Annotated in this window: 22 protein-coding genes; 12 read left to right on the top strand and 10 right to left on the bottom strand. The window is 54.6% G+C overall.

Going from position 1 to position 25,139, the window contains the following annotated elements; genetic code table 11:
- Positions 1–199 precede the first annotated feature (199 nt).
- Together RAL90_RS00465 and RAL90_RS00470 are read right to left on the bottom strand one after the other, a co-directional pair.
- Positions 200–859: a MarC family protein gene (locus RAL90_RS00465; protein WP_306252570.1), complete on the bottom strand. Its 660-nt coding sequence runs from the start codon at positions 857–859 to the stop codon at positions 200–202.
- Positions 860–869: 10 nt separating this feature from the next.
- Positions 870–2,072 (bottom strand): glycosyltransferase family 1 protein, encoded by a 1,203-nt coding sequence (locus tag RAL90_RS00470; protein ID WP_306252571.1) that lies wholly within the window; start codon positions 2,070–2,072, stop codon positions 870–872.
- Positions 2,073–2,483: 411 nt separating this feature from the next.
- Here RAL90_RS00470 and RAL90_RS00475 point away from each other — a divergent pair, with 411 nt between their 5' ends.
- The gene (locus RAL90_RS00475) at positions 2,484–4,751 is read left to right on the top strand and encodes a PBP1A family penicillin-binding protein (RefSeq protein ID WP_306252572.1); all 2,268 of its coding nucleotides are present in this window, start codon (positions 2,484–2,486) and stop codon (positions 4,749–4,751) included.
- A gap of 2 nt (positions 4,752–4,753) precedes the next feature.
- Here RAL90_RS00475 and RAL90_RS00480 read toward each other — a convergent pair whose 3' ends face one another.
- The gene (locus RAL90_RS00480) at positions 4,754–5,506 is read right to left on the bottom strand and encodes a M48 family metallopeptidase (RefSeq protein WP_306252573.1); all 753 of its coding nucleotides are present in this window, start codon (positions 5,504–5,506) and stop codon (positions 4,754–4,756) included.
- Between the two features lie 106 nt (positions 5,507–5,612).
- Between RAL90_RS00480 and mutS the strand changes: the two genes are divergently transcribed.
- Together mutS and glnD are read left to right on the top strand one after the other, a co-directional pair.
- On the top strand, positions 5,613–8,336 hold the full coding sequence (gene mutS / locus RAL90_RS00485) for a DNA mismatch repair protein MutS (protein ID WP_306252574.1): 2,724 nt from the start codon (positions 5,613–5,615) through the stop codon (positions 8,334–8,336).
- Positions 8,329–11,100, top strand: a complete 2,772-nt coding sequence (glnD, locus tag RAL90_RS00490) for a [protein-PII] uridylyltransferase (RefSeq protein ID WP_306252575.1) — start codon at positions 8,329–8,331, stop codon at positions 11,098–11,100. The genes mutS and glnD overlap by 8 nt, the downstream gene beginning before the upstream one ends.
- 4 nt (positions 11,101–11,104) lie before the next feature.
- Here the strand turns inward: glnD and RAL90_RS00495 are convergent, their stop codons facing one another.
- A complete protein-coding gene (locus RAL90_RS00495) occupies positions 11,105–11,332 on the bottom strand; it encodes a hypothetical protein (protein ID WP_306252576.1) in 228 nt (75 codons plus the stop codon).
- A 189-nt stretch (positions 11,333–11,521) separates the two neighbouring features.
- On the opposite strand from RAL90_RS00495, the gene murJ reads away from it, so the two are divergent.
- From murJ to RAL90_RS00515, 4 genes are all read left to right on the top strand, one after another.
- Entirely contained in the window at positions 11,522–13,126 is a 1,605-nt protein-coding gene (gene murJ, locus RAL90_RS00500; protein WP_306252577.1) for a murein biosynthesis integral membrane protein MurJ, read from the top strand.
- A 60-nt stretch (positions 13,127–13,186) separates the two neighbouring features.
- Entirely contained in the window at positions 13,187–14,212 is a 1,026-nt protein-coding gene (gene trpS / locus RAL90_RS00505; protein ID WP_306252578.1) for a tryptophan--tRNA ligase, read from the top strand.
- Positions 14,213–14,233: 21 nt separating this feature from the next.
- Positions 14,234–15,505, top strand: coding sequence for an endonuclease/exonuclease/phosphatase family protein (locus RAL90_RS00510; RefSeq protein ID WP_306252579.1), 1,272 nt, complete (start codon positions 14,234–14,236; stop codon positions 15,503–15,505).
- Positions 15,506–15,804: 299 nt separating this feature from the next.
- The gene (locus tag RAL90_RS00515; RefSeq protein ID WP_306252580.1) at positions 15,805–16,170 is read left to right on the top strand and encodes a hypothetical protein; all 366 of its coding nucleotides are present in this window, start codon (positions 15,805–15,807) and stop codon (positions 16,168–16,170) included.
- 76 nt (positions 16,171–16,246) lie between these two features.
- Here RAL90_RS00515 and RAL90_RS00520 read toward each other — a convergent pair whose 3' ends face one another.
- Positions 16,247–16,390, bottom strand: a complete 144-nt coding sequence (locus RAL90_RS00520) for a hypothetical protein (protein WP_306252581.1) — start codon at positions 16,388–16,390, stop codon at positions 16,247–16,249.
- 87 nt (positions 16,391–16,477) lie between these two features.
- Between RAL90_RS00520 and gpmA the strand changes: the two genes are divergently transcribed.
- Positions 16,478–17,203 (top strand): 2,3-diphosphoglycerate-dependent phosphoglycerate mutase, encoded by a 726-nt coding sequence (gene gpmA, locus RAL90_RS00525; RefSeq protein WP_306252582.1) that lies wholly within the window; start codon positions 16,478–16,480, stop codon positions 17,201–17,203.
- Positions 17,204–17,225: 22 nt separating this feature from the next.
- Here the strand turns inward: gpmA and RAL90_RS00530 are convergent, their stop codons facing one another.
- Together RAL90_RS00530 and RAL90_RS00535 are read right to left on the bottom strand one after the other, a co-directional pair.
- Positions 17,226–17,474, bottom strand: a complete 249-nt coding sequence (locus RAL90_RS00530) for a hypothetical protein (protein ID WP_306252583.1) — start codon at positions 17,472–17,474, stop codon at positions 17,226–17,228.
- Between the two features lie 150 nt (positions 17,475–17,624).
- Positions 17,625–18,116, bottom strand: coding sequence for an Hsp20 family protein (locus RAL90_RS00535; RefSeq protein ID WP_306252584.1), 492 nt, complete (start codon positions 18,114–18,116; stop codon positions 17,625–17,627).
- A gap of 236 nt (positions 18,117–18,352) precedes the next feature.
- Here RAL90_RS00535 and RAL90_RS00540 point away from each other — a divergent pair, with 236 nt between their 5' ends.
- The 4 genes from RAL90_RS00540 (at position 18,353) to RAL90_RS00555 (ending at position 21,604) form a co-directional block, all read left to right on the top strand.
- Positions 18,353–19,252, top strand: coding sequence for a class I SAM-dependent methyltransferase (locus tag RAL90_RS00540; protein ID WP_306252585.1), 900 nt, complete (start codon positions 18,353–18,355; stop codon positions 19,250–19,252).
- 5 nt (positions 19,253–19,257) lie between these two features.
- Complete coding sequence (locus RAL90_RS00545; protein WP_306252586.1) at positions 19,258–19,566, top strand: SCP2 sterol-binding domain-containing protein; 309 nt, start codon at positions 19,258–19,260, stop codon at positions 19,564–19,566.
- A complete protein-coding gene (locus tag RAL90_RS00550; protein WP_306252587.1) occupies positions 19,563–20,510 on the top strand; it encodes an alpha/beta hydrolase in 948 nt (315 codons plus the stop codon). Before RAL90_RS00545 ends, RAL90_RS00550 begins: the two co-directional genes overlap by 4 nt.
- A gap of 116 nt (positions 20,511–20,626) precedes the next feature.
- The gene (locus tag RAL90_RS00555) at positions 20,627–21,604 is read left to right on the top strand and encodes a nitronate monooxygenase family protein (protein WP_306252588.1); all 978 of its coding nucleotides are present in this window, start codon (positions 20,627–20,629) and stop codon (positions 21,602–21,604) included.
- Positions 21,605–21,675: 71 nt separating this feature from the next.
- Here RAL90_RS00555 and RAL90_RS00560 read toward each other — a convergent pair whose 3' ends face one another.
- The 3 genes from RAL90_RS00560 to typA all read right to left on the bottom strand — a co-directional run bounded on the left by RAL90_RS00560 (position 21,676) and on the right by typA (position 25,037).
- Positions 21,676–22,188, bottom strand: a complete 513-nt coding sequence (locus RAL90_RS00560) for a fasciclin domain-containing protein (protein ID WP_372340491.1) — start codon at positions 22,186–22,188, stop codon at positions 21,676–21,678.
- A 384-nt stretch (positions 22,189–22,572) separates the two neighbouring features.
- On the bottom strand, positions 22,573–22,965 hold the full coding sequence (locus tag RAL90_RS00565; protein WP_306252590.1) for a helix-turn-helix domain-containing protein: 393 nt from the start codon (positions 22,963–22,965) through the stop codon (positions 22,573–22,575).
- Between the two features lie 221 nt (positions 22,966–23,186).
- On the bottom strand, positions 23,187–25,037 hold the full coding sequence (gene typA, locus RAL90_RS00570; RefSeq protein WP_306252591.1) for a translational GTPase TypA: 1,851 nt from the start codon (positions 25,035–25,037) through the stop codon (positions 23,187–23,189).
- Between the last annotated feature and the right edge of the window lie 102 nt (positions 25,038–25,139).

The following is a 25,139-nucleotide window of genomic DNA, read 5'->3' on the forward strand; positions in this document are numbered from 1 at the left end:
CTGCTGCCCCACGCCTGTTGCCCCCTGAGTTGAGCCAGTGGTTCAGATATCCCATGGCACCATCTCTGTTGACCTGTCTTTGGTGGATCAGCGCGTAGAAGCGCAGAGTACGGAAGTCAAAGCAGCGTATATTCCGCTTGCCCAATAAGATGTCCTGTCAGGGGATTGCACATATTGCCATGTCGGCGTCGACTAGGTCTTACGCGGCAACCCGTTCCAGAATACCAATGCGCACACCATCAAATATATATTGTGTTGAAAGGGCCATCAGGAGCATGCCCAGCAATCGTGAGATCATGTTCATGCCGGTGCGACCTAAAGCATGTGCGATGCGCCCGGCAAATGCCATGATGACAAGTCCCGTGAGCAAGGTCGCATAGACAGCAGTCAACGCGCCCGCCTGAACTGCAACTTTCTCCGCTCCGCTTATTCCGTCCTCACCGTTCATCAACAGCATGATGGTTGCAATCGCGCCTGGTCCTGCAAGAAGCGGCAAGGCAATAGGAAAGAATGCAATGTTGTCACGCGCTGAGGCTTTGGGTCCCGGGGTCTTGGCATCAAGTTCGCCTTCGGGTTCAAAGAACATCCGGAACCCCATCAGGAATAGAAGGATGCCGCCAGCTGTCCGGAAGGCTGCCATGGAGATGCCGAGATGGTGCAGCATCCCACTGCCAAGCAAAGCGAAGAATGTCAGTACACCCGCTGCAATCAGAGATGCTTGCAAGGCAATGCGCCGTTGTTTCTTGCGGCTGTCATTCTGTGTTAGTGCAGCAAAAATGGGGGTCACCATGATCGGGTCGATCACAATGAAAAGCGTCACAAACGCTGCAACGAACGAAGAGAGGAAAGTTGAAAGCATCACTGATGACCTAAGGCAGGAACGGATCTTCGATCATTTTCGCAGACCGTAACCAGAATTCTTCATCGAAGCCCGGTATTTCAAGATTGGAAATGAACTGACGGGCACCCGCATCCCAGGAAAAATTCATCGAGTGCGCCCGGCAGGCTTCCGGGTCACGTTTCTCCAGAGCAGTCATGCAGGCAACTTTCAGGTCTTCATCAAGACAGCCCGCACCTTCGGGTGCCTCTTCCATAATCTCAAGAGGTCCCCTTACAGGGAAGGCCGCCACAGGCACGCCGCACGCGAGAGCTTCTACATTGACGAGACCGAACGTGTCTGTGCGAGACGGGAACACGAAAACATCTGATGCTGAATAATATTTGACCAGGTCTTCACCAAAATGTTTCCCGACGAAATGAGCCTCCGGATATTTCGCTTTCAGCTCTTCTTCCTGTGGGCCTGCGCCAACAATCACTTTTGAGCCAGGCAAATCCAGATCCAGAAAATCTTCAAGCGTTTTCTCCACAGCGATCCTGCCGACATAGGTGAAAATCGGCTTTGGCAAGTCAGCCATAATATCTGAAGGTGTTGGCTTGAATACAGTTGTATCGACCCCCCGACTCCAGAGCTTCATGTTCTGAAAACCACGATCCTCCAGCTCGGTCATCAGACCGGGCGTCGCGACCATCATGGTCTCACCATATTTGTGAAAGTCACGCAGGAAGGCGTATCCCCAGTCTATAGGCACCTTGAAGCGCTCATGAGTGTATTCGGCAAAGCGTGTATGAAATGATGTCGTATACGGATAGCCACGGCGTCTGCAGAAACGACGGGCTGCACGGCCAATAGGCCCCTCGGTGGCAATGTGTATAGCATCCGGTTTGAATTCATTGACGATTTTGGCCACTTTTCGGTTGGGAAAAAGTGACAGGCGTATCTCTGAATAGGTCGGCATGGGAACTGATTTGAAATCTTGCGGCGTGATGTAAATCACCTGGTTGCCCAGCGCCGTCAGGATATTGCCCAGTGTATCAAGAGTGGTCACCACGCCGTTGAGTTGCGGTTTCCACGCGTCAGTTGCGATAACGACCTTCAAGCCACTTTGCGGATTTGGCATCGGAAACTTCTGCTTGGCCTTGGCCAGTCGCGCAACACCAGACCCTATCTTCTTGAGGGTGCTTTTACGTTTCTCAGGCTTGTCTGGGTCAGGCTGGTTCTGTTCTTCCATCATATCACCGCTTATGCTTGGTATGATTGTTTATGGGTCTTGCCCGTCTTTTGGAAGTCGAATTATTTTTGAGAGTGTAAGTATTAAATTCGAATTCAGGACTTGGAATATTAATCTATTTTTGATCATTTTATGGGCGTAATATTTCAATATAATCGGTAAATTTGGGATATTATCGCGAAATTATGTTGCGCTGCAAAAAGAGTTGGTGCGATCCTGATGGGTCTTCTAGCTTAATCTCAGACGTCTCTGGACGTCGATGCCCTTTCTGGGCGTTTCCTCCCTATTAAACTGCCGCAGCCTCGTGCTGCGGCTTTTTTTTAGGCTGTTTTGCTCACCGACAATACCACATTTTACGGGCCTTGCCGCTCGGATATTCAAACTCTTTTAACAGCTTGCGGCGACGGTCAGCCCATGAGCCGCAAGCGCACGACGTCTGGCAAGGGGCGTTCCGGAAAGACGATCAGGAAAAAGACGGTGCGTGCGCCGTCAAAGCGCCCTGCTGCCCGCAAGGCGACGGCAAAGCCACGCAAAAAAAATGTCGCTGCGGTTTCGAGAAAAACACCTGCACCCAAGCGGCGCAGCGCTCATAAGCGGCGTAAGCGCCCGAATGCCAAACGGCAGCAGCAGTGGTTCTGGTATGCTTTTCTGCGGTTCACGGGGGCATTCCTGTACCGTGCGAGTTTTGTTGCTTTTCTGGGCTTCATCGCAGGTCTGGCAGGATTGCTTTATTTCTCACGGGATTTGCCTTCTGTCTCAGCTCTGGATGAGAGGCAGGTCCAGAACCAGATCACGCTTCTTGATATGGATGGCAACATAATCACTCACTATGGCAATGTTCACAGCAAACAGGTGCGCATTGCCGCGTTGCCGCCGCATGTTGTGCAGGCTTTCGTAGCAACCGAAGATCGCAACTTTTACCACCATCTCGGCATCAACCCGCTCGCCATCGGGCGCGCCTTGCTGGTCAATCTGAAAAGCGGCGATATCCGGCAGGGCGGTTCAACAATTACCCAGCAATTTGCCAAGAATGCTTTTCTGACGCCTGAAAAAACGCTGAAGCGGAAAGTGCAGGAAATGCTGCTCGCCTTCAGGCTGGAGACAGCATATTCCAAGGATGAAATCCTCGCCCTGTATCTCAATAATGTTTATTTCGGTGCGGGTGCTTACGGATTGCGTGCGGCAAGTCACCGCTATTTTGACAAGGCCCCGGAAGGTTTGACAGTGGGTGAAGCAGCCATGCTGGCCGGGCTTCTCAAGGCACCGTCACGCTATTCTCCTTCTGCCAGTCCGGAAGCGGCGCGTGACCGGGCGCGTATTGTGATCCGGGCCATGCATGATGCAGGTTATCTGAGCCGTGATACGATGGAGTCCCTTCTGGCGGGCCCGATTGCGATACTGAACATGCGGAATAATCCTGTGCCCTACGCCACGGACTATGTCATGGCAGAGCTGCAGGATGTTTTCGGTGCGGCGCGTGAAGATATTGTTGTGCACACAACGCTTGATGTAATGGCACACCGGAAAACAGAAAATTATCTGGAACGTTTAGCACAAAGGGACAGCCTGTTTACGGATGATGTTCAGATCGCTGCCATCACTATGGAGAGAACAGGGGCGATACGGTTACTGATCGGTGGCCGGGATTACGCTGCCAGCCAGTACAACCGGGCGCTGAACGCCGAGCGTCAACCTGGTTCAGCCTTCAAGCCTTTTGTCTACCTCGCGGCCATTGAAAATGGTATGCAGCCTGATGATATTATACTGGATACACCAGTTCATATTGGTGACTGGCAGCCAGCCAATTATAAAGACAGGTATTATGGCAGCATTGAAATGCAGGAAGCGATGGCGCGCTCTCTCAATGCTGCTGTTCTTCATGTGCAGGAAGAAACAGGCAGAGACAGAGTTATCGCCGTTGCGAGGCGTCTGGGCCTGCGCGGTGATCTTGACCCGGGCGCGGCGCTTGGGCTGGGGGTTAATGAAACGACGCCTTTTAATCTGACAACGACTTATCTTCCATTCGCCAATGATGGTTATACAGCAGAGCCATACGCAATTACATCCGTCTACAGTAAAGCAGGAAAATTGTTATACGCGCGGGAGATCAAGCCCTCGCGGCAGCTCATTGATGCTGAAACACACACTGCAATAACACACATGTTGCGACAGGTTGTCACTAGCGGTTCAGGTCGGGCGGCGGCAGTGCCCGGTTATGTGGCAGCGGGAAAGACAGGCACAACACAGGACAGCCGGGATGCATGGTTTGTAGGCTATACGGCTGGCCTGGTGGGCAGTGTCTGGCTCGGTAAAGACAATTATACTCCCATGGTTTCGGGTGTCGAGGCGATCAGCGGCTCGAATACACCAGCGACTATCTGGCGCGAGATGATGTATGCATCATTGAGAAACAGACCAGATACATCGTACACGCCATGGCAGCCACGCTCTCGCAACCCTGGCTTGCTGAGATGGCTTGAGCAGATGATGCGCTCTGAGGCAACACCCGAGAGCGTCATGGCTGAATTGCCACCCGAACCGGAGGTGCAAGTCCTGCCGCCACAAATGACAGATAACGCCGTGGCACCGCAACTGGTGGCCGGGCCGCAACCTCAATCCATGGATGACTTGCTGGTTGACGTCATGACGGCAGATGAGCAGGCCCAGCAACCTGATATATAAAATCAGGCCGCGGCCTGAGAGGCTTCATCGCGCAGGTTTGTGCCATATCCATAGAGGCTGGCACCATTCAGTTTGAGCCAGTCTTCTGCTTCGATCCTGTCAGAGATGAGGGTGTCAACCGTTTGCCAAAAGGATGCTGAATGGTCCATGTGCCTGAGATGAGACACTTCATGGGCGATCACATATCTGTACACGAATCGGGGAGCAAGAATAAGACGCCAGCTGAAAGAAATCGTGCCTGTCGATGAACACGAGCCCCATCTTGTTTTTGTGTCGCGCACGCTGATGCGTCGTCGTGTAACACCCAGCGCCTTGCAGAACTCGTCTGCCTGGTCGGAAAATTCCTTGCGCGCTTCACGGCGCAGCCAGTCATGGAGGCGCCGCCCCAGATGTGTCGGGTCACCGCCTACAATAATCTGTGATGGGGATGTGTGCGCATCGACACTGCGCCGCAGCGCAGGTGCGCTGATTATTTCATGGCGCACACCGCGCAAGGGAATGGTGGCCCCCGCAATAAAGGGCTGTGCTGGCGGCGCGTCCGAAAATTGCTCCCGGATCCACTCCTGCCTTTCCTGTGCGAAGGCAAGGGCGGTCTTTTTCTGTCGTGCAGACGGGCAGGTGAGGAGAATGGCTGGTCGGAAAGGGTCTACTTTCAGAATTAAGCGTCTGGCCCTGCGGTTCACACGAATATCCACGGGAATTTCGCGGCCATTTACGATCATGACTGGGGATTGTGGCGGGGGGCGTCTCATCATTCTACCCTCTATCAGGTTGAAATCAGGATCAAGTGATGCGCTGTTATAAACGCGCCCTTTCGACTCGCCTCTTGCCCACGTATAAGACAGGGTTATCGGAGGGTTTATGGATGGAAGCGCACAGCCCGGCAAAGTCGTAAAGCCGGTTACGCCGATGATGGCGCAGTATCTGGAGATGAAAACGCAGGCGGGTGACGCCTTGCTGTTCTTCAGGATGGGCGACTTTTATGAGCTTTTCTTTGAAGATGCTGTCAAGGCCGCTGCGGCACTCGACATCACCTTGACACGGCGTGGGCAGCACAAGGGGGAAGACATTCCCATGTGCGGCGTGCCCTGGCATTCCCATGAGGGTTATCTGGCACGGCTGATCAAGGCTGGGTTCAAGGTGGCGCTGTGCGAGCAGACAGAAGACCCGGCTGAAGCGAAAAAGCGTGGTCCAAAATCTGTGGTCAGGCGTGAGATTGTCCGCTTCGTCACACCGGGCACGTTGACGGAAGAGACGTTGCTGGAGACACGCCGCAACAATTACCTTCTGGCCCTTTCCGTCAATCGCGGTGACAACGGGGCCATAGCCTGGGCGGACTTGTCCACAGGTGAGATCATGACGCGACCAGTGACGCGGGATGATTTTGCGTCAGAACTTGCTGCTCTATCGCCACGGGAAGTTCTGTTGTCGGACAATTTAAGCGACGCCTGGCAAGGTTCCTTAAGTGATCTGCATGGCGATCACTGTCTGACGATGCAGGCCTCTACCGTTTATACCCTGCAGTCGGCTCAACGCACCTTGACTGACTTTTATCAGGTCAGATCACTTGATGCCTATGGCGATTTTCAGGCCAGTGAAATCATGGCGATGGGGGCATTGGTTGCCTATCTGGAATTAACGCAAGCTGGCAAATTGCCGACGTTGAAGACGCCGCAGCGCACCGCGCGCACCGAGACAATGACGATTGATGCGGTAACACGTGCCTCGCTGGAGCTTGACCAGACACAACGCGGTGACAGCAATGGCTCTCTCCTGTCAGCGATTGACCAGACCGTTACGGGCCCCGGCGCACGCCATCTCAGTAGCTGGCTGGCACGCCCGCTAACTGAGGTTGAGAAAATTCGTGCACGCCAGCAAGCAGTACAGTATTTTCATGATGAGCCCGCGCAGCGGGAACAAATAAGAACCATACTGAAAAAAGCACCGGATATGCAGCGCGCCATCTCGCGGCTGGGGTTGGATCGGGGTGGGCCGCGTGACCTGGCAGCCTTGCGCGATGGTATCTTTCTGGCGGGTGAGTTAGGCCAGTTGCTGTCGCAGTCACTGCCGGAAACATTCACCAACACAGCCGTACCAACCCACATTCACCAGTTGTGCGAGGGGCTGGCCGCAGTGCCGGAAACCACAGGCGCCCTGTGTGCGGAGTTACAAGAGGCGCTGGGTGATAACCTGCCGCTGCTTACGCGTGATGGTGGTTTTATTGCATCACGCTACGACGACACGCTCGATGAATTGATTCATCTGCGGGACAATGCGCGCAAGGTGATTGCGGGCTTGGAAGACAAGTATCGGCAGCAATCAGAAATCAAATCCCTCAAAGTCAAGCATAACAACGTACTGGGATATTTCATTGAGACGCCGGTTGCCCAGGCGGAGCGTCTGACCGAGGGGGACAGCACGGGTGAGTTCATTCACCGTCAGACCCTTGCCAGTGCTGTGCGCTTCACAACCGTAGAATTGTCAGAGCTGGATGCGAAAATCAGCCGCGCGCGCGATGGTGCTGTTGCCCGCGAACTGGAACTGTTCAGGGGACTTTGCAGACGGGTCGTTGAGTTGGCTGCAGAAATTTCGCTCATCGCTGAGGCTTTGGCCGATCTTGATGTGTTCACCGGGCTGGCGGAACTGGCCATCACGCAGAAATACTTCTGCCCGGTCGTGGATGACAGCCTCGCGTTTGAAGTGACTGGTGGGCGACACCCTGTTGTGGAACAGGCCCTGCGCCATGCACCCCAAAATGAGAATGCCCGTTTTATTCCCAATGACTGTGTGCTGACAAATGATGATCGGGCACAGTTGTGGCTTGTCACCGGTCCCAATATGGCCGGTAAATCAACTTTTCTGCGCCAGAATGCATTGATTGCCATCCTCGCGCAGATTGGCAGTTTTGTCCCTGCGTCACAGGCCCGAATTGGCATCGTTGACCGTGTCTTTTCGCGTGTCGGCGCGTCTGATGACCTCGCGCGCGGGCGCTCGACATTCATGGTGGAAATGGTGGAAACGGCGTCCATTCTCAATCAGGCTACGGCGCGGTCTCTTGTCGTATTGGACGAGATTGGTCGGGGAACGGCAACATTTGACGGCCTTTCCATTGCCTGGGCAACGGCGGAACATCTGCATGATGTCAATCAGTGCCGCGGATTGTTTGCCACGCATTATCACGAAATGACGGTTCTTTCCGAAAGACTTGACCGTCTGCAGAATGTTTCCATGAAAGTACAGGAGTGGCAGCAGGAAATTGTCTTCCTGCATGAAGTGGTGCCCGGGTCAGCCAACCGCTCTTACGGAGTGGCTGTGGCGCGGCTTGCAGGTTTGCCCGCATCCGCCGTCAAACGCGCGGAAGAGGTCTTGCGGTTGCTGGAAGAGGGCAAAGTGCACAAGCATGGCGGCGTTGACGCCCTGATACAGGAATTACCCTTGTTTTCTGCTGGGCCGCCAGTTGAAGGGGGGGCGGATTGGGGCGAACTTGCGGAACAGGTGCGTCAGGTGGAGCCGGATTCGCTGACCCCGCGTGAAGCCCTTGAGGCCCTTTATCAGTTGAAAGAAATGCTCCAGCAACATGAGTAAAAGTGGCGGGCAGAAACGCGCATCAGAAAATCTGCGCACGGCAATTACCAGAATCGCCCCGGAACTTTCGTTTCGTGAGTCGAGCTTCAAGCTGGGGCAGCTGATCCGTGATACGCGCAGTGATTCCTATGCGAAAGTATTCAATCGAACCCGCAAGGGGGAGATCATCAACAAGCGCCTGTCGGATGTAACTGATGCTGGCATCAAGGGATTGTTTGAGGCGGGGGCCTGGCATTTTCCCGAAGAAGCGCGTTATCTTGCGATCCTGGCTGTTGGGGGCTATGGGCGCGGGGCACTCGCTCCCTATTCTGATATCGATCTTCTGTTTTTGCATGCCCCTTATGCGCGCCAGAAAATAAAGCCGCTTACAGATTTTATTCTTTACGCGCTCTGGGATACTGGGTTTTCGATTGCCCAATGCGTGCATTCTCCTGCCAGTGCCGTTGCTTTCGCGAAAGAGGATTTGTCAGGCAATACATCTTTTCTTGATGCGCGTATGCTGATTGGTGAACAGTCAATCGTCGACGATTTTCGGGCAAGGTATGAAAAACACCGCCAACAGACAGTGCGGGAATTCGTTGAGGCGAAGCTGGAAGAGCGCGAGCAGCGGTTGTCGGAGGACCATGCTTCCCGCTACCAGGTTGAGCCTGACGTGAAGGAAGGCAAGGGGGGGGTGAGAGATCTCCAGACGATTCACTGGCTGGCCCGTTATACGCAAGGCAGCGCCAGCCTGCCGGAGCATCATGAGGCTGGTGTGTTTTCCGATGAAGAGGCTGCCAGCTACAGGAAGTCGCTGGATTTCATGTGGTCTGTCCGGGTGCAGATGCATGATTTACGCGGGCGGGCGGATGAACGCCTGACATTTGATATTCAGCCTGCGATTGCTGAAAGGCTTGGCTATCAGGATCGCGAGCGCATGCCCGCGGCTGAGCGTCTGATGAAGCATTATTTTATTACCGCGGCAGAAGTCGGCCGCCTGACCGGGGTTATCTGCGCAAGCCTCGAAGAAGCTGAACTCAAGAGCCCACGCCTTTTCGTGTCGTCCCTGTTTCAGTCGCTGAACAAAGGATTGTTCGGTGCATCAGCGAAAAGGATCAGGGCGGATGAAATAGGTCATACCGATAATTTCGCCCTGCGTAATGGCAGGCTGGATTTTGTCGATCACGCCAGTGTTGCGCAAAGTCCTGTTGACATGTTTCGCCTGTTTCGCATTGCCGGGCGTGCACCAGCTTGCGATATTCACCCCGATGCCTTGAAGACTGTCGCGTCTGAGGCACGTTTTCTGGATAAGGCAACAATAAGCGATCCGGAAATTGCCACGTGTTTTGAGGCTATTCTGACTGATACTGAAGATACGGAGAGTATTCTGCGCGACATGACGGAGGTCTCTCTGTTGGGCAGCTATTTCCCTGTTTTTGGTCGCCTTGTCGGGCGTGTGAAATATGGCCTTTTCCGAACGTATACACTTGAAGAACATACCCTGAAATCAATCGGCATATTGATTGATATCATGCATGAGGGTCTCAAAAAAGAGTATCCCATTTCGACAGGTATCATCCTCAATGCTGAGTCCGTCTTGCCGTATTTTCTCGCAGTGGCATTGCAGGAAGCGCACGAGGCGTTGCCGCATCTGTCCGTAGACCGGGTAGAGAGAGAAGTGCGAAAGTCAATCCGCCCCTTGCTCGCAGATAAAGCTCGCATCAGTGATATTATCTGGGTTGTTACTAATCATAAACTGATGGCTGGGACAGCGGCCCGGCGAAATATCATGGAGGCGCGGCTTGTACAGAGTTTTTGTGAAGATGTTGGCTCTGTAGAACGTCTGAATCTTCTCATGGTGCTGACAGCATGTCGGTTGAGGGTTCTTGGGTTACAGTCGTCTGATAACTGGACCCGGCGCGACATCACTGTGCTGTATGAGGCAGCGAGGGCCTGGCTTGAAAATGGTAATGACGGTTTGGAAAAATTACTGCTGAAGCGGCGGCAGTCATTCAGGAACAAGACCGCGCGGTATCTGAACGACTGGTCAGTACCCGAGCTGGAAAAATTCTTTGCCCGCCTTGATCCGGCGTTCTTTGATGGCGCAACCCCTTTATCGGCGGCCCGCTTTGCCCGATTGACCAAGTCTGTTGATCAGACAAGCAGTTCTGGAAAGTCGATCGTTACTGAGCTTGATAGCGGACTGACCGAAGTAATGGTCTATTCGCGTGATCGTCCGGGGTTGTATGCGTCAGTTGCTGGCACGATTGCGGCTGTCGGCGGTAGTGTCAGGGCTTCCAGTGCTTTTCCGGTGACGGCCGTGGGCAAAGGCGTTGACATGGCCGCGAACATTTTCGTTTTCAGAAGGGATGAGGGCCGTGTTGCTGCTGCGGGCGAAAGCGATAGCGAGGCACTCGAAAAACTCACAGAGCGCTTTGACGAGGCGATCACATCGCCCGGTGAGATTAGCCTGAATGTGGAACCGCGTATCGGGGACAGAACGGGCATGTTCGAGGTGGCACCGGAGATTATCTTCGATCAGGATGCGTCTGAAGATTCCCTGATCGTAGAGACGAGAGGTCTCGACAGGCCGGGCCTGCTCTATGAACTTTCGTCAGCGTTGAGAGACGTGAGCGTATCAATAAGATCTGCCTACGTTGCAACTTACGGCGAATTGGCGATAGATACTTTCTACGTTCAGGACTTGCCCGGGTACAAGATCACGGACAAGCGCCGACAGGAAGTAATCAGGCGAAAATTGAAGACAGTCCTGTTGCAGCAATAGTGCGTCAATGCCTGAGACGCCTGTGTTGCATGCGGTTGCCCGCCATGTTGCGTGTCAGATGAAAAAAATTTTCAGCGCCGCCAAGGCCAACGGGGTCGTTCTCTTCTTTGGCTTCGTTCTCGTGAGGGATCATCCAGCCTTCCACTGTGTCGCCAGAGCCCGTCTGTTGTTGCTCGACTTCAGTTTTTTCTTCGCTGCCATGGGCGAGGGCATGATTGAAATGCGCTGTCATTGATATCTCCTGTGTTCAGGTGTGGTTACTGAATGAACACGTCAGGACGCATCCGGTTCGTTTTGAAGGTAAGATTCTGGCCGGCGGCCTCAACATGACCAAAAACAGGGCATTCAACCGTCAATCTTGCCTGTCAGGCCCCTTTTCGGGTTAACAGCAAAGTAACGATGTAAAAGGCACAACATTGCGATGGCGCGCGGTATTCTCAAATCAATGGCAACGGTCTCCGGGCTGATCATGCTTTCCCGGGTTTTCGGCTTTGCCCGGCAAGTGCTGATTTCCGGGGTCATTGGTGCCTCCGGTTCACCGGTGGCAGACGCGTTCTGGGCTGCTTTTCGCCTGCCCAACATGTTTCGCCGTCTGTTGGCGGAAGGCGCTTTTCAGGCCGCTTTTATCCCGCTGTTTCAGGGGCGGCATGTGGAGAGCGGTCACGAGGAGGCCAAGCGGTTTGCGGAAGATGTTCTGGCCTGGCTGGTGTTCATCCTGACGGGCCTGTCTGCGTTCGTGATGATCTTTGCGCCGCTTTTTGTTTTTCTGCTGGCAACCGGTTTCAAGGAAGACCCTGAAAAGTTTGACCTGACAGTTGCGTTCATCCGGATCATGTTCCCCTACCTTGCCATGATGTCACTGGTCGGACTGGGCGGGGGCATACTGAATTCCCTGCACAAATTTGCCGCCGCCGCAGCAGCGCCGCTGGCACTCAATATCTGCATGATTATCGCCGTGCTGGTTTTCGCAAATGAAGATGTCGTGGTGACAGGGTATGCCGCCTCTTGGGGTGTTTTTGCCGGTGGCATCGCCCAACTGGCGATCCTTGTTTTTGGCGCATGGCGATCCGGGTTTCTGCTGCGCTTGCGGCTGCCAAAAGTGACGCCGCATGTGAAGCGCCTGCTGATATTGGGAACACCGGGTTTTATTGGTGCCAGTGCGCTACAGGTGAATACTTTCATCGGCACCAATATTGCCTCGCGTGAAGCCGGGGCGATCAGCTGGCTGATGAACGCCGATCAGCTTTACCAACTGCCGCTGGCCATGATTGGCATTACCCTTGGCATCGTGTTGATGCCATCCATGTCCCGCGCCCTGAAAAAGGGCAATGAAGCGGGCGCGCGTGACAGCCTCAATCGTGGACTGGAACTGGCACTACTGTTTGCCGTGCCCGCCGCCGCGGCGCTGGTTGCCATGCCGGTTCTGATCTGTGCGGCACTCTATACGGATTTTGCCGGTGATGCGCTGCAACTGGTCGGGCGCGAAGAAAGTGCCTATACGCTGGCTGATGCGGAAGCGACGGGCATGGCGCTGATGCTGTTTGGTTTTGGCCTGCCCGCGTTCTGTTTGCACAAAGTGCTCGCCTCCGCTTTTTTTGCCCGTGAAAACACACGCACACCAATGAAATTCTCCCTCGTGGCGATTGCGATCAATACGGTGCTGTCTATCAGCCTGTTTCCGAGCCTCAGCTATCTTGCGGTGCCAGTGGCTACCGGCATTGCTTCCTGGGTAGAGGTTACCTTGCTGGCCCGACAACTCAGCCGGGACAAGGTGTTGCAACCGGACCTGCGTCTCCTCGCCCGCGCGCCGCGTATCATCATTGCCGCTCTGCTGATGGGGCTTGCGATTTATTTTGCGCTGAACTGGGAGGCGCAACTGGTAGACCTGATGCTGGGCCAGCTTTGGCTGGTGTTGATCGCGCTCACTTTTATCGGCCTTGCGCTCTATGGTGGTTTGTGCCTGCTGCTCGGGGGCGCAAGATTGCAGGATATTTCGACAGCCATAGGCCGCGCCCCGCGCGTCTGATTTGCGGCTGGAAAGCACAAAATTTTTCCGGTAACAGGGCGATCTCAAACAGGAGCCAGTATGAGCGAGCCTCAGAATATCTATCAGGGACCGGAGCGCGTGTTTTCCGGCGTTCAGCCAACCGGCAATCTGCATCTTGGCAACTATCTTGGTGCGATCCGGAAATTTGTCGCGCTCCAGAATGAGATGGAGTGCATTTTTTGCGTGGTGGACATGCACGCCATTACGCAATGGCAGGACCCGAAAGAGTTGCGGGCGCAAACGCTTGAAATCGCAGCCGCTTATGTGGCGGCAGGTATCGACCCGGAAAAGGCGGTGATTTTTCATCAGTCCGCTGTCAGCGGTCATGCGGAACTGGCCTGGATATTCAACTGTGTTGCGCGCATGGGCTGGCTCAATCGCATGACGCAGTTCAAGGACAAAGCGGGCAAGGACAAGGAGCGCGCTTCTGTCGGGCTGTTTGTCTATCCGAGCCTGATGGCGGCGGACATTCTGCTCTATAAGGCGACGCATGTGCCGGTGGGCGAGGACCAGAAACAGCATCTGGAATTGACACGCGACATTGCCACGAAATTCAACAACGAGTTTGACGCAGGCCCGTTCTTTCCGTTGCCGGAGCCGCTCATCAAAGGGGCTGGCGCACGGGTCATGTCGTTGCGGGACGGCAGCAGCAAGATGTCCAAATCGGATCCGTCTGACCTGTCGCGTATCAACCTGACGGATGATGCCGACACGATTGCCAAAAAAATCAAGAAGGCCAGGACAGACCCCGAGCCACTGCCGGAGACGATGGCAGGTCTGGAGGGACGGCTTGAAGCAGAGAACCTGATCAGTATTTATGCCGCCCTTTCCGACCGCACCAGCGAGGATGTCCTTACCGAATATGCCGGACAGGGGTTCGGCGTCTTCAAACCGGCGCTGGCGGAACTTGCGGTAGAGAAGCTCAGCCCGATAACGGCTGAAATGCGCAAGCTCCAGGCAGACCCGGCCTTTCTTGAAACTATTTTGAAAACTGGTGCGGCAAGGGCTGAAGCCATTGCCACGCCTGTTCTGGACGACGTAAAACGTATTGTCGGATTTCTCTAAAACCGGATTGGGGTGTTGCAGATGAAAAAACTTGTTGCGGGTGGGTTGGCCCTGCTGCTGGCCGCGTGCGGGGGCAGTGATGAAGCGGCCCCGACACTGGAAGAGCGTCTGCAAAAACCGGAAGGGTCTCTGCGAATTGCAACATTCAACGTCTCTTTGTACCGGGACGAAGAAGGGCAACTGGTGGAAGACATGATGCGCGGTGATGATCCGCAAATTCAGGCCATTGCCGACATCATCCTGAAAGTTGATCCCGATATTCTGGTGCTGAACGAGATTGACTGGCACCGGGACTTCATTCCGCTTGGCGTGTTTCGGGACAACTATCTGACATTGCCGGCCAACGAAGCGGGTATCAAGCCGCTCTCTTGGCCGTTCATAACAATGATTCCGTCAAATACCGGGCTTAATCCCGGCACGGTGGACTTTGACAATAATGGCCAGATCGTCACAGAGCCAGGCTCTGCCGCTTATGCCGGTGATTCATTTGGCTACGGCAAATTCACCGGACAATATGGTATGGCTATCTTGTCCAAAAAGCGCATTCTTTCGGAATTTGGCCGCAGCTTCAAGCAGTTCAAATGGCGGGACATGCCAAACGACAAGATGCCTGCAGATTATTACAGCGAGGAAGCGCGCGATATTTTCCGTCTTTCATCCAAGAACCATGTCGATATACCCGTGGCAGTTGGCAATCACGAACTACACCTTTTGATGATGCACCCTACACCGCCAACCTTTGATGGTCCGGAAGACCGCAATGGACGCCGTAACCATGATGAAATCCGTTTCTTTGCAGATTATATTTCGCCGGAAAAAGCAGAGTATATTTACGATGATGCCTGGTTGAATACCGAGGGCGAAAAAGGCCGCAAAGGTGGCCTTGCAGAGAACACACGTTTTGTCATTCTGGGCGATCTGAATGCAGACCCGAATGACGGAGACAGTGTGACCGGCGCTATCCAGCAGTTACTGGATCACCCGGCCATTATAGATGCAAAGCCCTCAAGTGATGGCGCCTGGACGGCTTCTGAGGTGCAGGGCGGCGCGAATGAGACACAAACCGGTCCGCATGAACTGGATACAGCAGACTTCCGGGATGATGGAAATAATGCTGCAGGTAATCTGCGTATTGACTACGTATTACCGTCGAAATACGGGCTCGATGTTGTGAACGCTGGTGTCTACTGGCCCGAACCTGACGAGGAAGGCTATGAGCTGGTTGGCCCGGGCTATCCCCCTGTCAGTTCCGACCACAGACTTGTCTGGGTTGATGTGATGGTGACGGACTGACGCCGCAGCCTGCAAAAGGTGAGGGCGTCTACTCATGTCTGGTGTGGATGATGCCGCTGGGTAAAAATCGCCGTCAGCCGGAATAAAGCCGATGCGCGAAACCGGGAACCAGAATGTCAAAGAGCCGCCAGCAGATTATCCACTGACAAAGTGAATATGGAACATAAAAAGAACAAAGTCAATCTTTTTTGTTTCACGGTAGTGTCTCAGTTTGAAATTGGAGCGCGGCTATTGGCCCATAGCCGCCATTCGAATGATTTGGTTAAATCTAGCAGATCGTCAATTCTACGGAGATGCTTATGATTACGAATGCCTCCTTGTGGGGGCCCAAAACAGATCTCCAGAAAGTTGTAGAGATGCAACTTGCGGGCAAGTTAAAACTTCAATTTTTGGCCACCAAAACCGGGCAATTATCCGTTGAGCTTTCAGCGACTAGGGCTCCCGAACATTGGTCCGAGGTGGCCGATCGTTTAGATGAACTGAGGTGGATGCTTACAGATTTGGCACTAGGTAATGTAAATGTATTGGTCGCAACGACCGTCGAGCGTAAACATTTGCCTGATGGCAGTTCGACCTGCGAGCCACTAATATTACCCGAAATCGCGATTGAAGCATTGGCAAAACTTCCGGCAGATTTTGAGTTCGCAGTCGCGCACTCCGAATGACTGCTTTTGGCGACAAATTGTCATCGAATTCAAACTGAGACTCTACCTGTTTCGCTTCATGTGATGCCACCGGAGATCAGTCGTGACGGGCCTTTGCCGTAAGGGCAGCTTCTGTCACTTCCAGGATGACATTGCGGATAGAGACATATTTCCAGCGCGGGATAGTGATACCCGCCCCGCCAGTCGGCGTTTCGCCATAGATTTTTTCTGTTTCACGCATGACTTTCTTTCCCTGACTTTCTTGCCATGGCTGGCCACAAAGCCGGATATGATCTAGCACCTTGCTTGAAATTGACGGAGAGACTTTATGACGTATCTAGCACTGATCCGCCACGGGCAGAGCGAATGGAACCTGCAGAACCGTTTCACCGGGTGGGTGGATGTTGCCCTGACCGACGAAGGGCGCGCGCAGGCAAGCAGCACGGGCAGATTGCTCAAGGAAACAGGCATTCCTTTTGAAGCCGCCTATACGTCAGTTCTGACAAGGGCAATTCTGACTCTCAACCTTGCGCTTGAGGAAATGGATCAGCTCTGGCTGCCGGTCACCAAGGACTGGCGACTGAATGAGCGCCATTATGGCGGACTGACAGGGCTGAACAAGGCGGAGACGGCAGACAAGCACGGTGAGGCACAGGTGAAAATCTGGCGGCGCTCCTATGATATCCCGCCGCCAACGCTCGACGACCCATCAGATTTTCCATCGCTGACGGACGGGCGTTATGCTGACGATATTGAGACGCCGGTGACGGAGTCGCTCAAAACCACGCTCGACCGGGTGCAGCCTTATTGGGAAAGCGACATTGCCCCGCGGGTAACAGGCGGCGAGAACCTGTTGATTGCGGCGCATGGCAATTCCTTGCGGGCGCTTGTGAAGCTGTTGTTTGAGGTGAGTGATGACGAGATCGTCGGGGTGGAAATTCCCACCGGCAATCCCCTGTTGATCGAACTCGAAGATGGCACGTTGAAGGTAAAATCAGCCCGTTATCTCGATACGGCGCGTGCCACGGCGTTGCCGCCTGTGCCTGCTGCCTGAGCAATGCCTTGCGGCACCCCCCTCAGTTGACGCACTCGAAATTCATATAGGCCCAGCGCACGGCCTGGGTGTTCACGTCATTGCTGACAGGCACAGCATAGCGCTTGTCTTTTGCCCGGCATTCTGCTTCCGCGCTTTGCTGCAACTTGGCCATGGAATAGCTGTAAGGGTCATAGCGGATGCTCACGGTTTCGATTGGTTCCGGCGTCGTGCTGCACTGGTTGGCCGTGGTCAGCAGGGCGATGATAGCGAGCAAGGCAATGCGGCGCATGCGTAATCTCCGTTATGCTACTGCCTTGAGACTATCACGCTGAGCGCGTGCTGTCTTCCCCTCACTTTGAGGTGCCTCTGGTAGAATAAAGCGCGCACCAAAAAGGGGTGCCCGAAGGCACCCCCGCGCAGTCATTTACCGTGATACGTTTTAAGCGGCGTCGTTGCTCTTTTTGAGGAACTTGCCGGCACTATCGACGACCTTGCCAATGGCATTGGTTGAGGAAATCGCGATTTTGCGCGGTTTCAGGGCTTCTGGCACTTCGCGTGCCAGGGCGATCTGCAACAGGCCATTCTCAAGGGCAGCGCCGGTTACGCGCACATGCTCTGCCAGTTGGAAGCGCCGCTCGAAGCTGCGCCCGGCGATGCCCTGATGGAGGAACTGGCGCGCTGAATCGCCTTCCTTTTCGGCTTTCCTGCCCGTGATGGAGAGGGTCTGCTCGCTCAACTCGATTTCGAGATCATCTTCGCCGAAACCGGCGACAGCCAGCGTAATCAGGTAATTGTCCTCATCCTGCGCCTCTATATTGTAGGGCGGGTAGCCGGAGCCTTCCAGCTTGTTCACACTGTCAAAAAGATCGTTGAAAAGCCGGTCAAAGCCGATTGTGGACCGGTAAAGGGGGGTCATATCATAAGTTCTCATGGTTTCATCCTTCGTTGAAGCAATGTTGATTCGGGTTTTGTGCCCCTTCATTGGCAGCGCATACCCCGAAGCCGGGCCCATAATGGCTCCCAGCCAACATTATTTTGGAAGTCAGCGCGACGGTTTCAAGTGCGGGGTCGCCAAAATTCGGCAAGCTGTTTATGGTGTCCGGAAACAGTAAAATGACCCTGCCTGCCGGGCTTTTTTTCCGGCCACAACTTCTCCAAAGGACTGTTATGAAATTTACCAGCACATTTGCCGCCTTTTCTGCCCTGTTTCTGGTCACTGCCTGTGGCGGCGGTGGCGGCCAGGTTGAGAGCCCTGAAACGGAAACGTCGCCGGCTGTTACTGGCATGACAATCGAGGCAGCTGTTGCTGCCGAGACGCGTGATGCTGACAATAAGGCGCGCGATGCGTTTCGTAACCCGGCGCAGACACTCACCTTTTTTGGCGTTGAGCCTGATATGACGGTTGTCGAAATCTGGCCTGGTGGTGGCTGGTACACGGAAATTATTGCCCCCTATCTTGCTTCTGGTGGTGGGACATATATTGCAGCCGGGTTCGACCCGAATGGTGCCAGCGAACGTGGTCTGGCCCGCATTGCCGCCTTCAACGACACGTTCACCGGCAAGCCAGATATTTATGGCGATGTGGAAGTCTCAGCTTTCTCGGCGCGCTCTGGGCCGATCGCGGTCAGTAACTCAGCTGACGTGGTTCTGACATTCCGCAATGTGCATAACTGGATGTCCGGTGGGTACACGGATAAAGCATTTGCAGATTTTTATGATGTGTTGAAACCTGGTGGTGTGCTGGGTGTGGTAGAACATCGCCTGCCAGCAGACAGGGAGCAGGACCCGGAAGGGCGCTCTGGATATGTGCGTGAAGATATTGTGATCGGCTTTGCCGAGGCGACGGGCTTTGAACTGGTGGAAGTCTCGCAGATCAACGCTAATCCGGCGGATACTGCTGACCATCCTTTTGGTGTCTGGACCCTGCCACCCTCCGCCCGCACCTCTGCCACGCGCGAGCCGGACCCTGATTTTGACCGGACACCTTATGATGCTATCGGTGAGAGCGATCGTATGACACTGAAATTCCGTAAGCCAATTACTGCAGACGGTGCCTTGCTGGAGTAATGCCGGTGTCTGATATTCTTCCTTCTGCCGCCAGTTTCTTCCGCCAATCCTTTGACGGGGTCATCCGGATTGAGATTGAAGGTGGCGGCGCCATCTGGATAGACGGACGGCAGGAGCCCCCTGCCGTCACTGAACAGGCGCCAAGCAATGTGGACAGCTCGTTCTGTCTGTGGCGCACATCGATGGAAACATTGAAGCGTATTCTCAGTCCGGGCGCACGTCAGGTTGAGGCCGCTTATGTGGCCGGTCGACTTCTCATCAGTGGGGACATGTCTGTGATGACACGGCTCGAAACAGGCAAACCACAGACATGACCTTGATGACAGAACCCGCAGATTTCATCCGTATAGCTGAGGCACCTGTGCCTGAGGGCGCAGAAGCCTTTTACCTGCCGACGCCGGATAATGCGCGCCTGCGCGTTGCAGCGTTTCCGGTTGATGATGCTGTTGGCACAGTTTTATTACTGACCGGCTGGTCAGAGTTTATCGAAAAATACATGGAAGTCGTCGCAGACCTGCAGGCGCGTCGTTTTAACGTGGCGATGATGGACTGGCGCGGTCAGGGCCTGTCTGACAGGTTGCTGCCCATTCGCGAAAAAGGTCATATTCTCAGCTTCGGTACCCATGCAGAGGATTTGAAATATGTCGCCGAGAATTTTGTGCGTCAGCGCTTTCCCGGCAAGTTGAGTGTGATGGCGCACTCTATGGGCGGCGCGATCACGCTGCTTGCCCTGTCAGACGGGTATAGTGCATTTGACCGGGCGATTTTCTCTTCTCCGATGACCCGGATTTTCCCGCAGCGCTGGAAGCGGATTATTGTGCGCAGCCTTGCGGCCACCGGGTGTGCATTGGGCGCATCGCGCGTCTCCATTCCGTTCGTAAAGGAACATGCGCGCAAGTTTGAGGGCAATAATCTTACCCATGACCAGCGCCGCCACACCATGTACCGTAAATTGTTGGACGCGGCCCCGAATGCTGCTCTTCATGGGCCAACCTTTGGTTGGGTCAATGCCGCGACAGAAGCCGTTGGCAGGCTTAACCGCCAGGGTGCGCTGTCTGGCGTAAAAATCCCGGTAAAGATGGTTTCTGCCGGTAATGATCAAACGGTCGATGGCAGAAATGCCTCCCGGCTGGCCCGCCAGTATGACGCGCTTGAAACGGTTGTCATCAAGGGCGGCTACCATGAGTTGTTGATGGAAGACGATCGGTATCGGGACCAGTTCTGGTCAGAGTTCGACAGCTTTTTTGCCGCTTCATGATCTCCTGATTTTCTGCATTCTTGCGGTTCACTCTGCGACTGCGCTTGGGGCTTTGTCAGCCGTTAGTGGTCGCGTATGATCGCACATAAACTACCCATGAGGAGACACAGAGAGATATGAAAACGGCAATTACGGAAATGTTTGGCATTGAGCACCCGATCATTCAGGGGGGGATGCATTATGTCGGTTTTGCAGAAATGGCGGCGGCGGTCTCCAATGCTGGTGGGCTGGGCATTATCACCGGACTGACGCAGAAATCCGCTGATGATCTTGCCAATGAAATTGCCCGCTGCAAGGACATGACAGACAAGCCTTTCGGCGTGAACATTACTTTTCTCCCAACACTTAACCCGCCGGACTATCCGGCATATGTGAAAGCCGTGATTGATGGCGGCGTAAAGATTGTCGAAACCGCCGGGCGCAACCCGGTGCAGGTGCTGCCATATCTCAAGGATGCCGGGATCAAGGTGATCCATAAATGCACTTCAGTGCGTCACTCCCTCAAAGCACAGGAAATCGGCTGTGATGCTGTCTCCGTGGACGGGTTTGAGTGTGGTGGCCATCCGGGTGAGGATGATATCCCCAACATGATTTTGCTGCCACGCGCAGCCGATGAGCTGGAGATCCCGTTTGTCTCTTCTGGCGGCATGGCAGACGGGCGCTCCCTGGTCGCCTCACTGGCCATGGGCGCGCAGGGCATGAATATGGGCACACGCTTTATTGCCACAAAGGAAGCACCGGTTCATGAAAACGTGAAAGCGGCAATCGTGGCTGCAACGGAACTTGATACTCGTCTTGTCATGCGCCCATTGCGCAATACAGAGCGTGTACTGACAAATGATGCAGTGGAACGCTTGCTGGTCAAGGAAAAAGAACTGGGGGCAGATCTGAAATTCGAGGATATTATCGAAGAGGTCGCCGGTGTTTATCCGCGCATCATGATGGAAGGCGATATGGATGCCGGAGCCTGGTCATGTGGCATGGTCGCCGGTCTTATCAATGACATTCCGACCTGTCAGGAACTGATCGACCGGATCATGGGAGAGGCTGACGCCATCATCAACAAACGTCTGGCCGGTTTCATGACAGCCTGATCGCCGGTTAACTACGCAATAAAAAAGCCCGGGCAAGACCCGGGCTTTTTGGTCTGTATCACGACAGTTCCTTATTCAGGCAGCAATACGCTGTCGATAACATGGATAACGCCGTTTGACTGTTTCACATCGGCAATAGTGACATTCGCTGTACGGCCCTTGCCGTCTACCAGCATCACAGAATCGCCAGCATATTTCGCCGTGAAGACACAGCCGCCGACTGTTGGCACATCGTGTGCGCCGCCGTCATCATCAATCATTTTAACGATTGCACCGGACATGGCTTTTGCTGCGACCACGTGGCAGGTCAGCACTTTTGTCAGGGCATCCTTGTTTTCCGGCTTGAGCAGGGATTCGACCGTGCCAGCTGGCAGTGCGTCAAAGGCTGCATTGGTCGGCGCGAATACAGTGAATGGACCTTCACCGGACAGTGTTTCAACCAGACCAGCAGCCTGCACAGCTGCAACCAGCGTGGTGTGATCCTTTGAATTGACCGCATTTTCGATGATGTTTTTATCAGCATACATCGCTGCGCCGCCAACCATCGGGTTTTCGTGCTTCATTTCAGCTGATTTCATGGCCATCGCAGGTTCTGATTTGTCAGACTTGCTGGCAATGCCTGTGCTCTCACAGGCGCTGAGGGCAACAGCAGATGCCAGCGCAACGCTGGCAATGGAAAGTTTTGAGTTTAACATGAGGTTCTCCCTTTTCTCATTGTTCAAAGACGCCCCCTTCTACACACTTATCGCGGGTATGCACACCAATTCGGCGAGGCGGGGCAGGGTTTCACCATTTTGTTACATAGCCTGTTTTGGCCTACCCTGAAAATCAGGGACAAAAAAACCGACCCCGCCTTTTGCAAGACGGGGTCGGCTGAATCGGTCCGGACATCGGAGGAGATAGAGGAGAGAGAGGCCCGGCCGACCCGTCAGGTGATGTTTGCCCAGAACATCACCTTACCCTGCACGTCAGGCAGCGCCTGCGAGCGTTTTTGCAAGATCGAGGAGGCGACGGCGTGGCTCCTCGGAAAGGTGATAATAGGCGCGCACCAGATCAATCGTTTCCTTGTTGGAAAGGATCTGAGGGGCCAGCGTGCCGTTTTCTGTGCGTGGGGCATCTGCTTCTGCGCTGTGGTGTTCAACGCCTGGCAGATCCTCGAAAAAGTAGGAAACGGGCGTTTCCAGCGCGTTTGCCAGGGCCCAGAGCCGCGAAGCAGAAACCCGGTTGGCGCCACTTTCATATTTCTGGATCTGCTGGAACTTGATGCCGACAGAGGCAGCCAGACGCTGCTGGGTGAGGCCCAGCAGGCAGCGGCGTTGTCGAAGACGTTGTCCCACATGCAGGTCAATCGGGTGCGCCATGAATCTTCTCCTTTTATCATGTGCTTGTGACCAATGACCTGTGCCGGCACCCCGATCGATGATATGCATCGGATCCCCAAACGGTGTGTCAGCGCATGGTGGCCATTCGCCTTTGTGGAGAAGTATTCAAATGGCGTGCCGTTTTTCGGCGAATCTTAAAAAAGAATGAATATTTTTCGCAAAAGCTATGAACCGCGCCCGGCGGCGCATAGCCTGATGGATCAACCTTCTGCCATGGCCTTTGCGCGTTTCTTGCGCATATGTGGCTCCAGCTCGATTTTACGCAGGCGCACATTTTCCGGCGTCACTTCCACCAGTTCGTCATCGTCAATATAGGCGATGGCCTGCTCCAGTGAGAGACGGCGCGGCGGGGTGAGGCGCACAGCGTCATCCTTGCCGGCAGCCCGGATATTGGTCAGCTGCTTGGCTTTTAAGGGATTAACATCAAGATCATTATCCTTGGCATTCTCGCCGATAATCATGCCCTGATAGACTTTCTCGCCAGGCTTGATGAACATCACGCCGCGCTCTTCAAGGTTCCATAACGCGAAAGGCACAGCTTCGCCCGTGCCCATGGCTATCAAAACACCGTTGCGCCGTCCCTGAATGGCACCTTTATGGGCGCGGTGCTCAAGATATGACCGGTTCATGACGCCGGTGCCGCGCGTGTCTGTGAGAAATTCACCGTGATAGCCGATGAGAGCACGGGTTGGTCCGTGCAGGCTTAGCCGCGTTTTCCCGCCGCCGGTCGGTTTCATTTCAGCCAGTTCGCATTTGCGCTGGGTCAGCTTTTCGATCACGCCGCCGGAATATTCGTCATCCACATCAATGACGATTTCCTCAAACGGTTCCAGCACTGTGCCGTCTTCGTCGCGCCGCGTCAGCACGTGTGGCCGGGAGACAGAAAGCTCGAAGCCCTCGCGGCGCATGTTTTCGATCAGTACACCAAGTTGCAATTCGCCGCGCCCGGCAACTTCAAAAGCGTCTCCATTGGGGGAATCTGTTACCCGGATGGCGACATCACCTTCTGCCTGACGGTATAGCCGTTCACGGATCACCCGGGACTGCACCTTGCTGCCTTCACGACCGGCAAGTGGGGAGTCATTCGGCGAGATGAAGACTGACAGGGTAGGCGGATCAATCGGCTGCGACGGGATCGCGTCGGTGACAGAGAGGTCGCATAACGTATCGGCAACAGAAGCCTTCTGAAAACCGGCAATCGCAACGATGTCACCAGGCATTGCTTCTTCGATGGGCTGGCGCTTCAGGCCACGAAAAGCGAGAATTTTGGATACGCGAGCCTGCTCGACCAGAGAGCCGTCACGGGCCAGCGCCTTGTAGGTCATGCCCGGCTTCGGCGTACCAGCCAGAATACGCCCGGTCAGGATGCGACCCAGAAACGGATCAGCTTCCAGCGTTGTTGCCAGGATGCGGAACGGTGCATCCGGCCCGCCAGCAACTTCCGGAGCTGCCACATGTTTGATGACTGTCTCAAACAAGGGTGCCATGTTGTCGCGCGGGGCTTCCAGATCATTTGCGGCCCAGCCTTCCTTGCCGGAAGCGTATAGCACCGGAAAGTCGAGCTGGTCCTCATTTGCGCCCAGAGAGGCGAAAAGGTCGAAGACTTCATCAAGAACACGGTCAGGGTCCGCGTGGGGCCGGTCCACCTTGTTCAGAACCACAACCGGCTTAAGGCCGAGCGCCAGCGCTTTCGACAGCACAAACTTGGTCTGCGGCATTGCCCCTTCTTCTGCATCCACCAGCAGGAGGGCACCATCGACCATGGAGAGAATGCGCTCGACTTCGCCGCCAAAATCAGCGTGGCCGGGCGTGTCGATGATATTGATACGGGTCAGGCCGTCGGCAGGGCTGTCCCATTCGACGCTGGTACATTTGGCAAGAATGGTGATGCCGCGCTCGCGTTCGATATCGTTGGAGTCCATGGCCCGCTCGTCCATGGCGGCGCCTTCACGCACAGCCCCTGACTGGCGCAGCAATTCATCCACCATGGTGGTTTTACCGTGGTCAACATGCGCGATGATCGCGATATTACGCAGGGACTGGTCGGTCATGGATAGCCTTTATGTTGCAGTGCAAAAAATTAAACGCCGCCATACAGGACACTGGCAGTCAGGTCGAGTGAAAAGGCGCAGCAGCTTGACTTGAGCCGGCAC

It is taken from the genome of Parvularcula sp. IMCC14364 (assembly GCF_030758415.1).
Taxonomy (GTDB): domain Bacteria; phylum Pseudomonadota; class Alphaproteobacteria; order Caulobacterales; family Parvularculaceae; genus Aquisalinus.

Coding starts and splice junctions, on each gene's coding strand:
- RAL90_RS00495 (WP_306252576.1), bottom strand. CDS start 11,332: ATGACAGCGCATTTCAATCATGCCCTCGCCCATGGCAGCGAAGAAAAA.
- typA (WP_306252591.1), bottom strand. CDS start 25,037: ATGACCGACCAGTCCCTGCGTAATATCGCGATCATCGCGCATGTTGAC.
- trpS (WP_306252578.1), top strand. CDS start 13,187: ATGAGCGAGCCTCAGAATATCTATCAGGGACCGGAGCGCGTGTTTTCC.
- RAL90_RS00555 (WP_306252588.1), top strand. CDS start 20,627: ATGAAAACGGCAATTACGGAAATGTTTGGCATTGAGCACCCGATCATT.
- RAL90_RS00565 (WP_306252590.1), bottom strand. CDS start 22,965: ATGGCGCACCCGATTGACCTGCATGTGGGACAACGTCTTCGACAACGC.
- RAL90_RS00475 (WP_306252572.1), top strand. CDS start 2,484: ATGAGCCGCAAGCGCACGACGTCTGGCAAGGGGCGTTCCGGAAAGACG.
- RAL90_RS00550 (WP_306252587.1), top strand. CDS start 19,563: ATGACCTTGATGACAGAACCCGCAGATTTCATCCGTATAGCTGAGGCA.
- RAL90_RS00530 (WP_306252583.1), bottom strand. CDS start 17,474: ATGCGCCGCATTGCCTTGCTCGCTATCATCGCCCTGCTGACCACGGCC.
- RAL90_RS00510 (WP_306252579.1), top strand. CDS start 14,234: ATGAAAAAACTTGTTGCGGGTGGGTTGGCCCTGCTGCTGGCCGCGTGC.
- RAL90_RS00560 (WP_372340491.1), bottom strand. CDS start 22,188: ATGGCCATGAAATCAGCTGAAATGAAGCACGAAAACCCGATGGTTGGC.
- murJ (WP_306252577.1), top strand. CDS start 11,522: ATGGCGCGCGGTATTCTCAAATCAATGGCAACGGTCTCCGGGCTGATC.
- RAL90_RS00520 (WP_306252581.1), bottom strand. CDS start 16,390: ATGCGTGAAACAGAAAAAATCTATGGCGAAACGCCGACTGGCGGGGCG.
- RAL90_RS00465 (WP_306252570.1), bottom strand. CDS start 859: ATGCTTTCAACTTTCCTCTCTTCGTTCGTTGCAGCGTTTGTGACGCTT.
- RAL90_RS00480 (WP_306252573.1), bottom strand. CDS start 5,506: ATGATGAGACGCCCCCCGCCACAATCCCCAGTCATGATCGTAAATGGC.
- RAL90_RS00535 (WP_306252584.1), bottom strand. CDS start 18,116: ATGAGAACTTATGATATGACCCCCCTTTACCGGTCCACAATCGGCTTT.
- RAL90_RS00470 (WP_306252571.1), bottom strand. CDS start 2,072: ATGATGGAAGAACAGAACCAGCCTGACCCAGACAAGCCTGAGAAACGT.
- RAL90_RS00540 (WP_306252585.1), top strand. CDS start 18,353: ATGAAATTTACCAGCACATTTGCCGCCTTTTCTGCCCTGTTTCTGGTC.
- glnD (WP_306252575.1), top strand. CDS start 8,329: ATGAGTAAAAGTGGCGGGCAGAAACGCGCATCAGAAAATCTGCGCACG.
- gpmA (WP_306252582.1), top strand. CDS start 16,478: ATGACGTATCTAGCACTGATCCGCCACGGGCAGAGCGAATGGAACCTG.
- mutS (WP_306252574.1), top strand. CDS start 5,613: ATGGATGGAAGCGCACAGCCCGGCAAAGTCGTAAAGCCGGTTACGCCG.
- RAL90_RS00515 (WP_306252580.1), top strand. CDS start 15,805: ATGATTACGAATGCCTCCTTGTGGGGGCCCAAAACAGATCTCCAGAAA.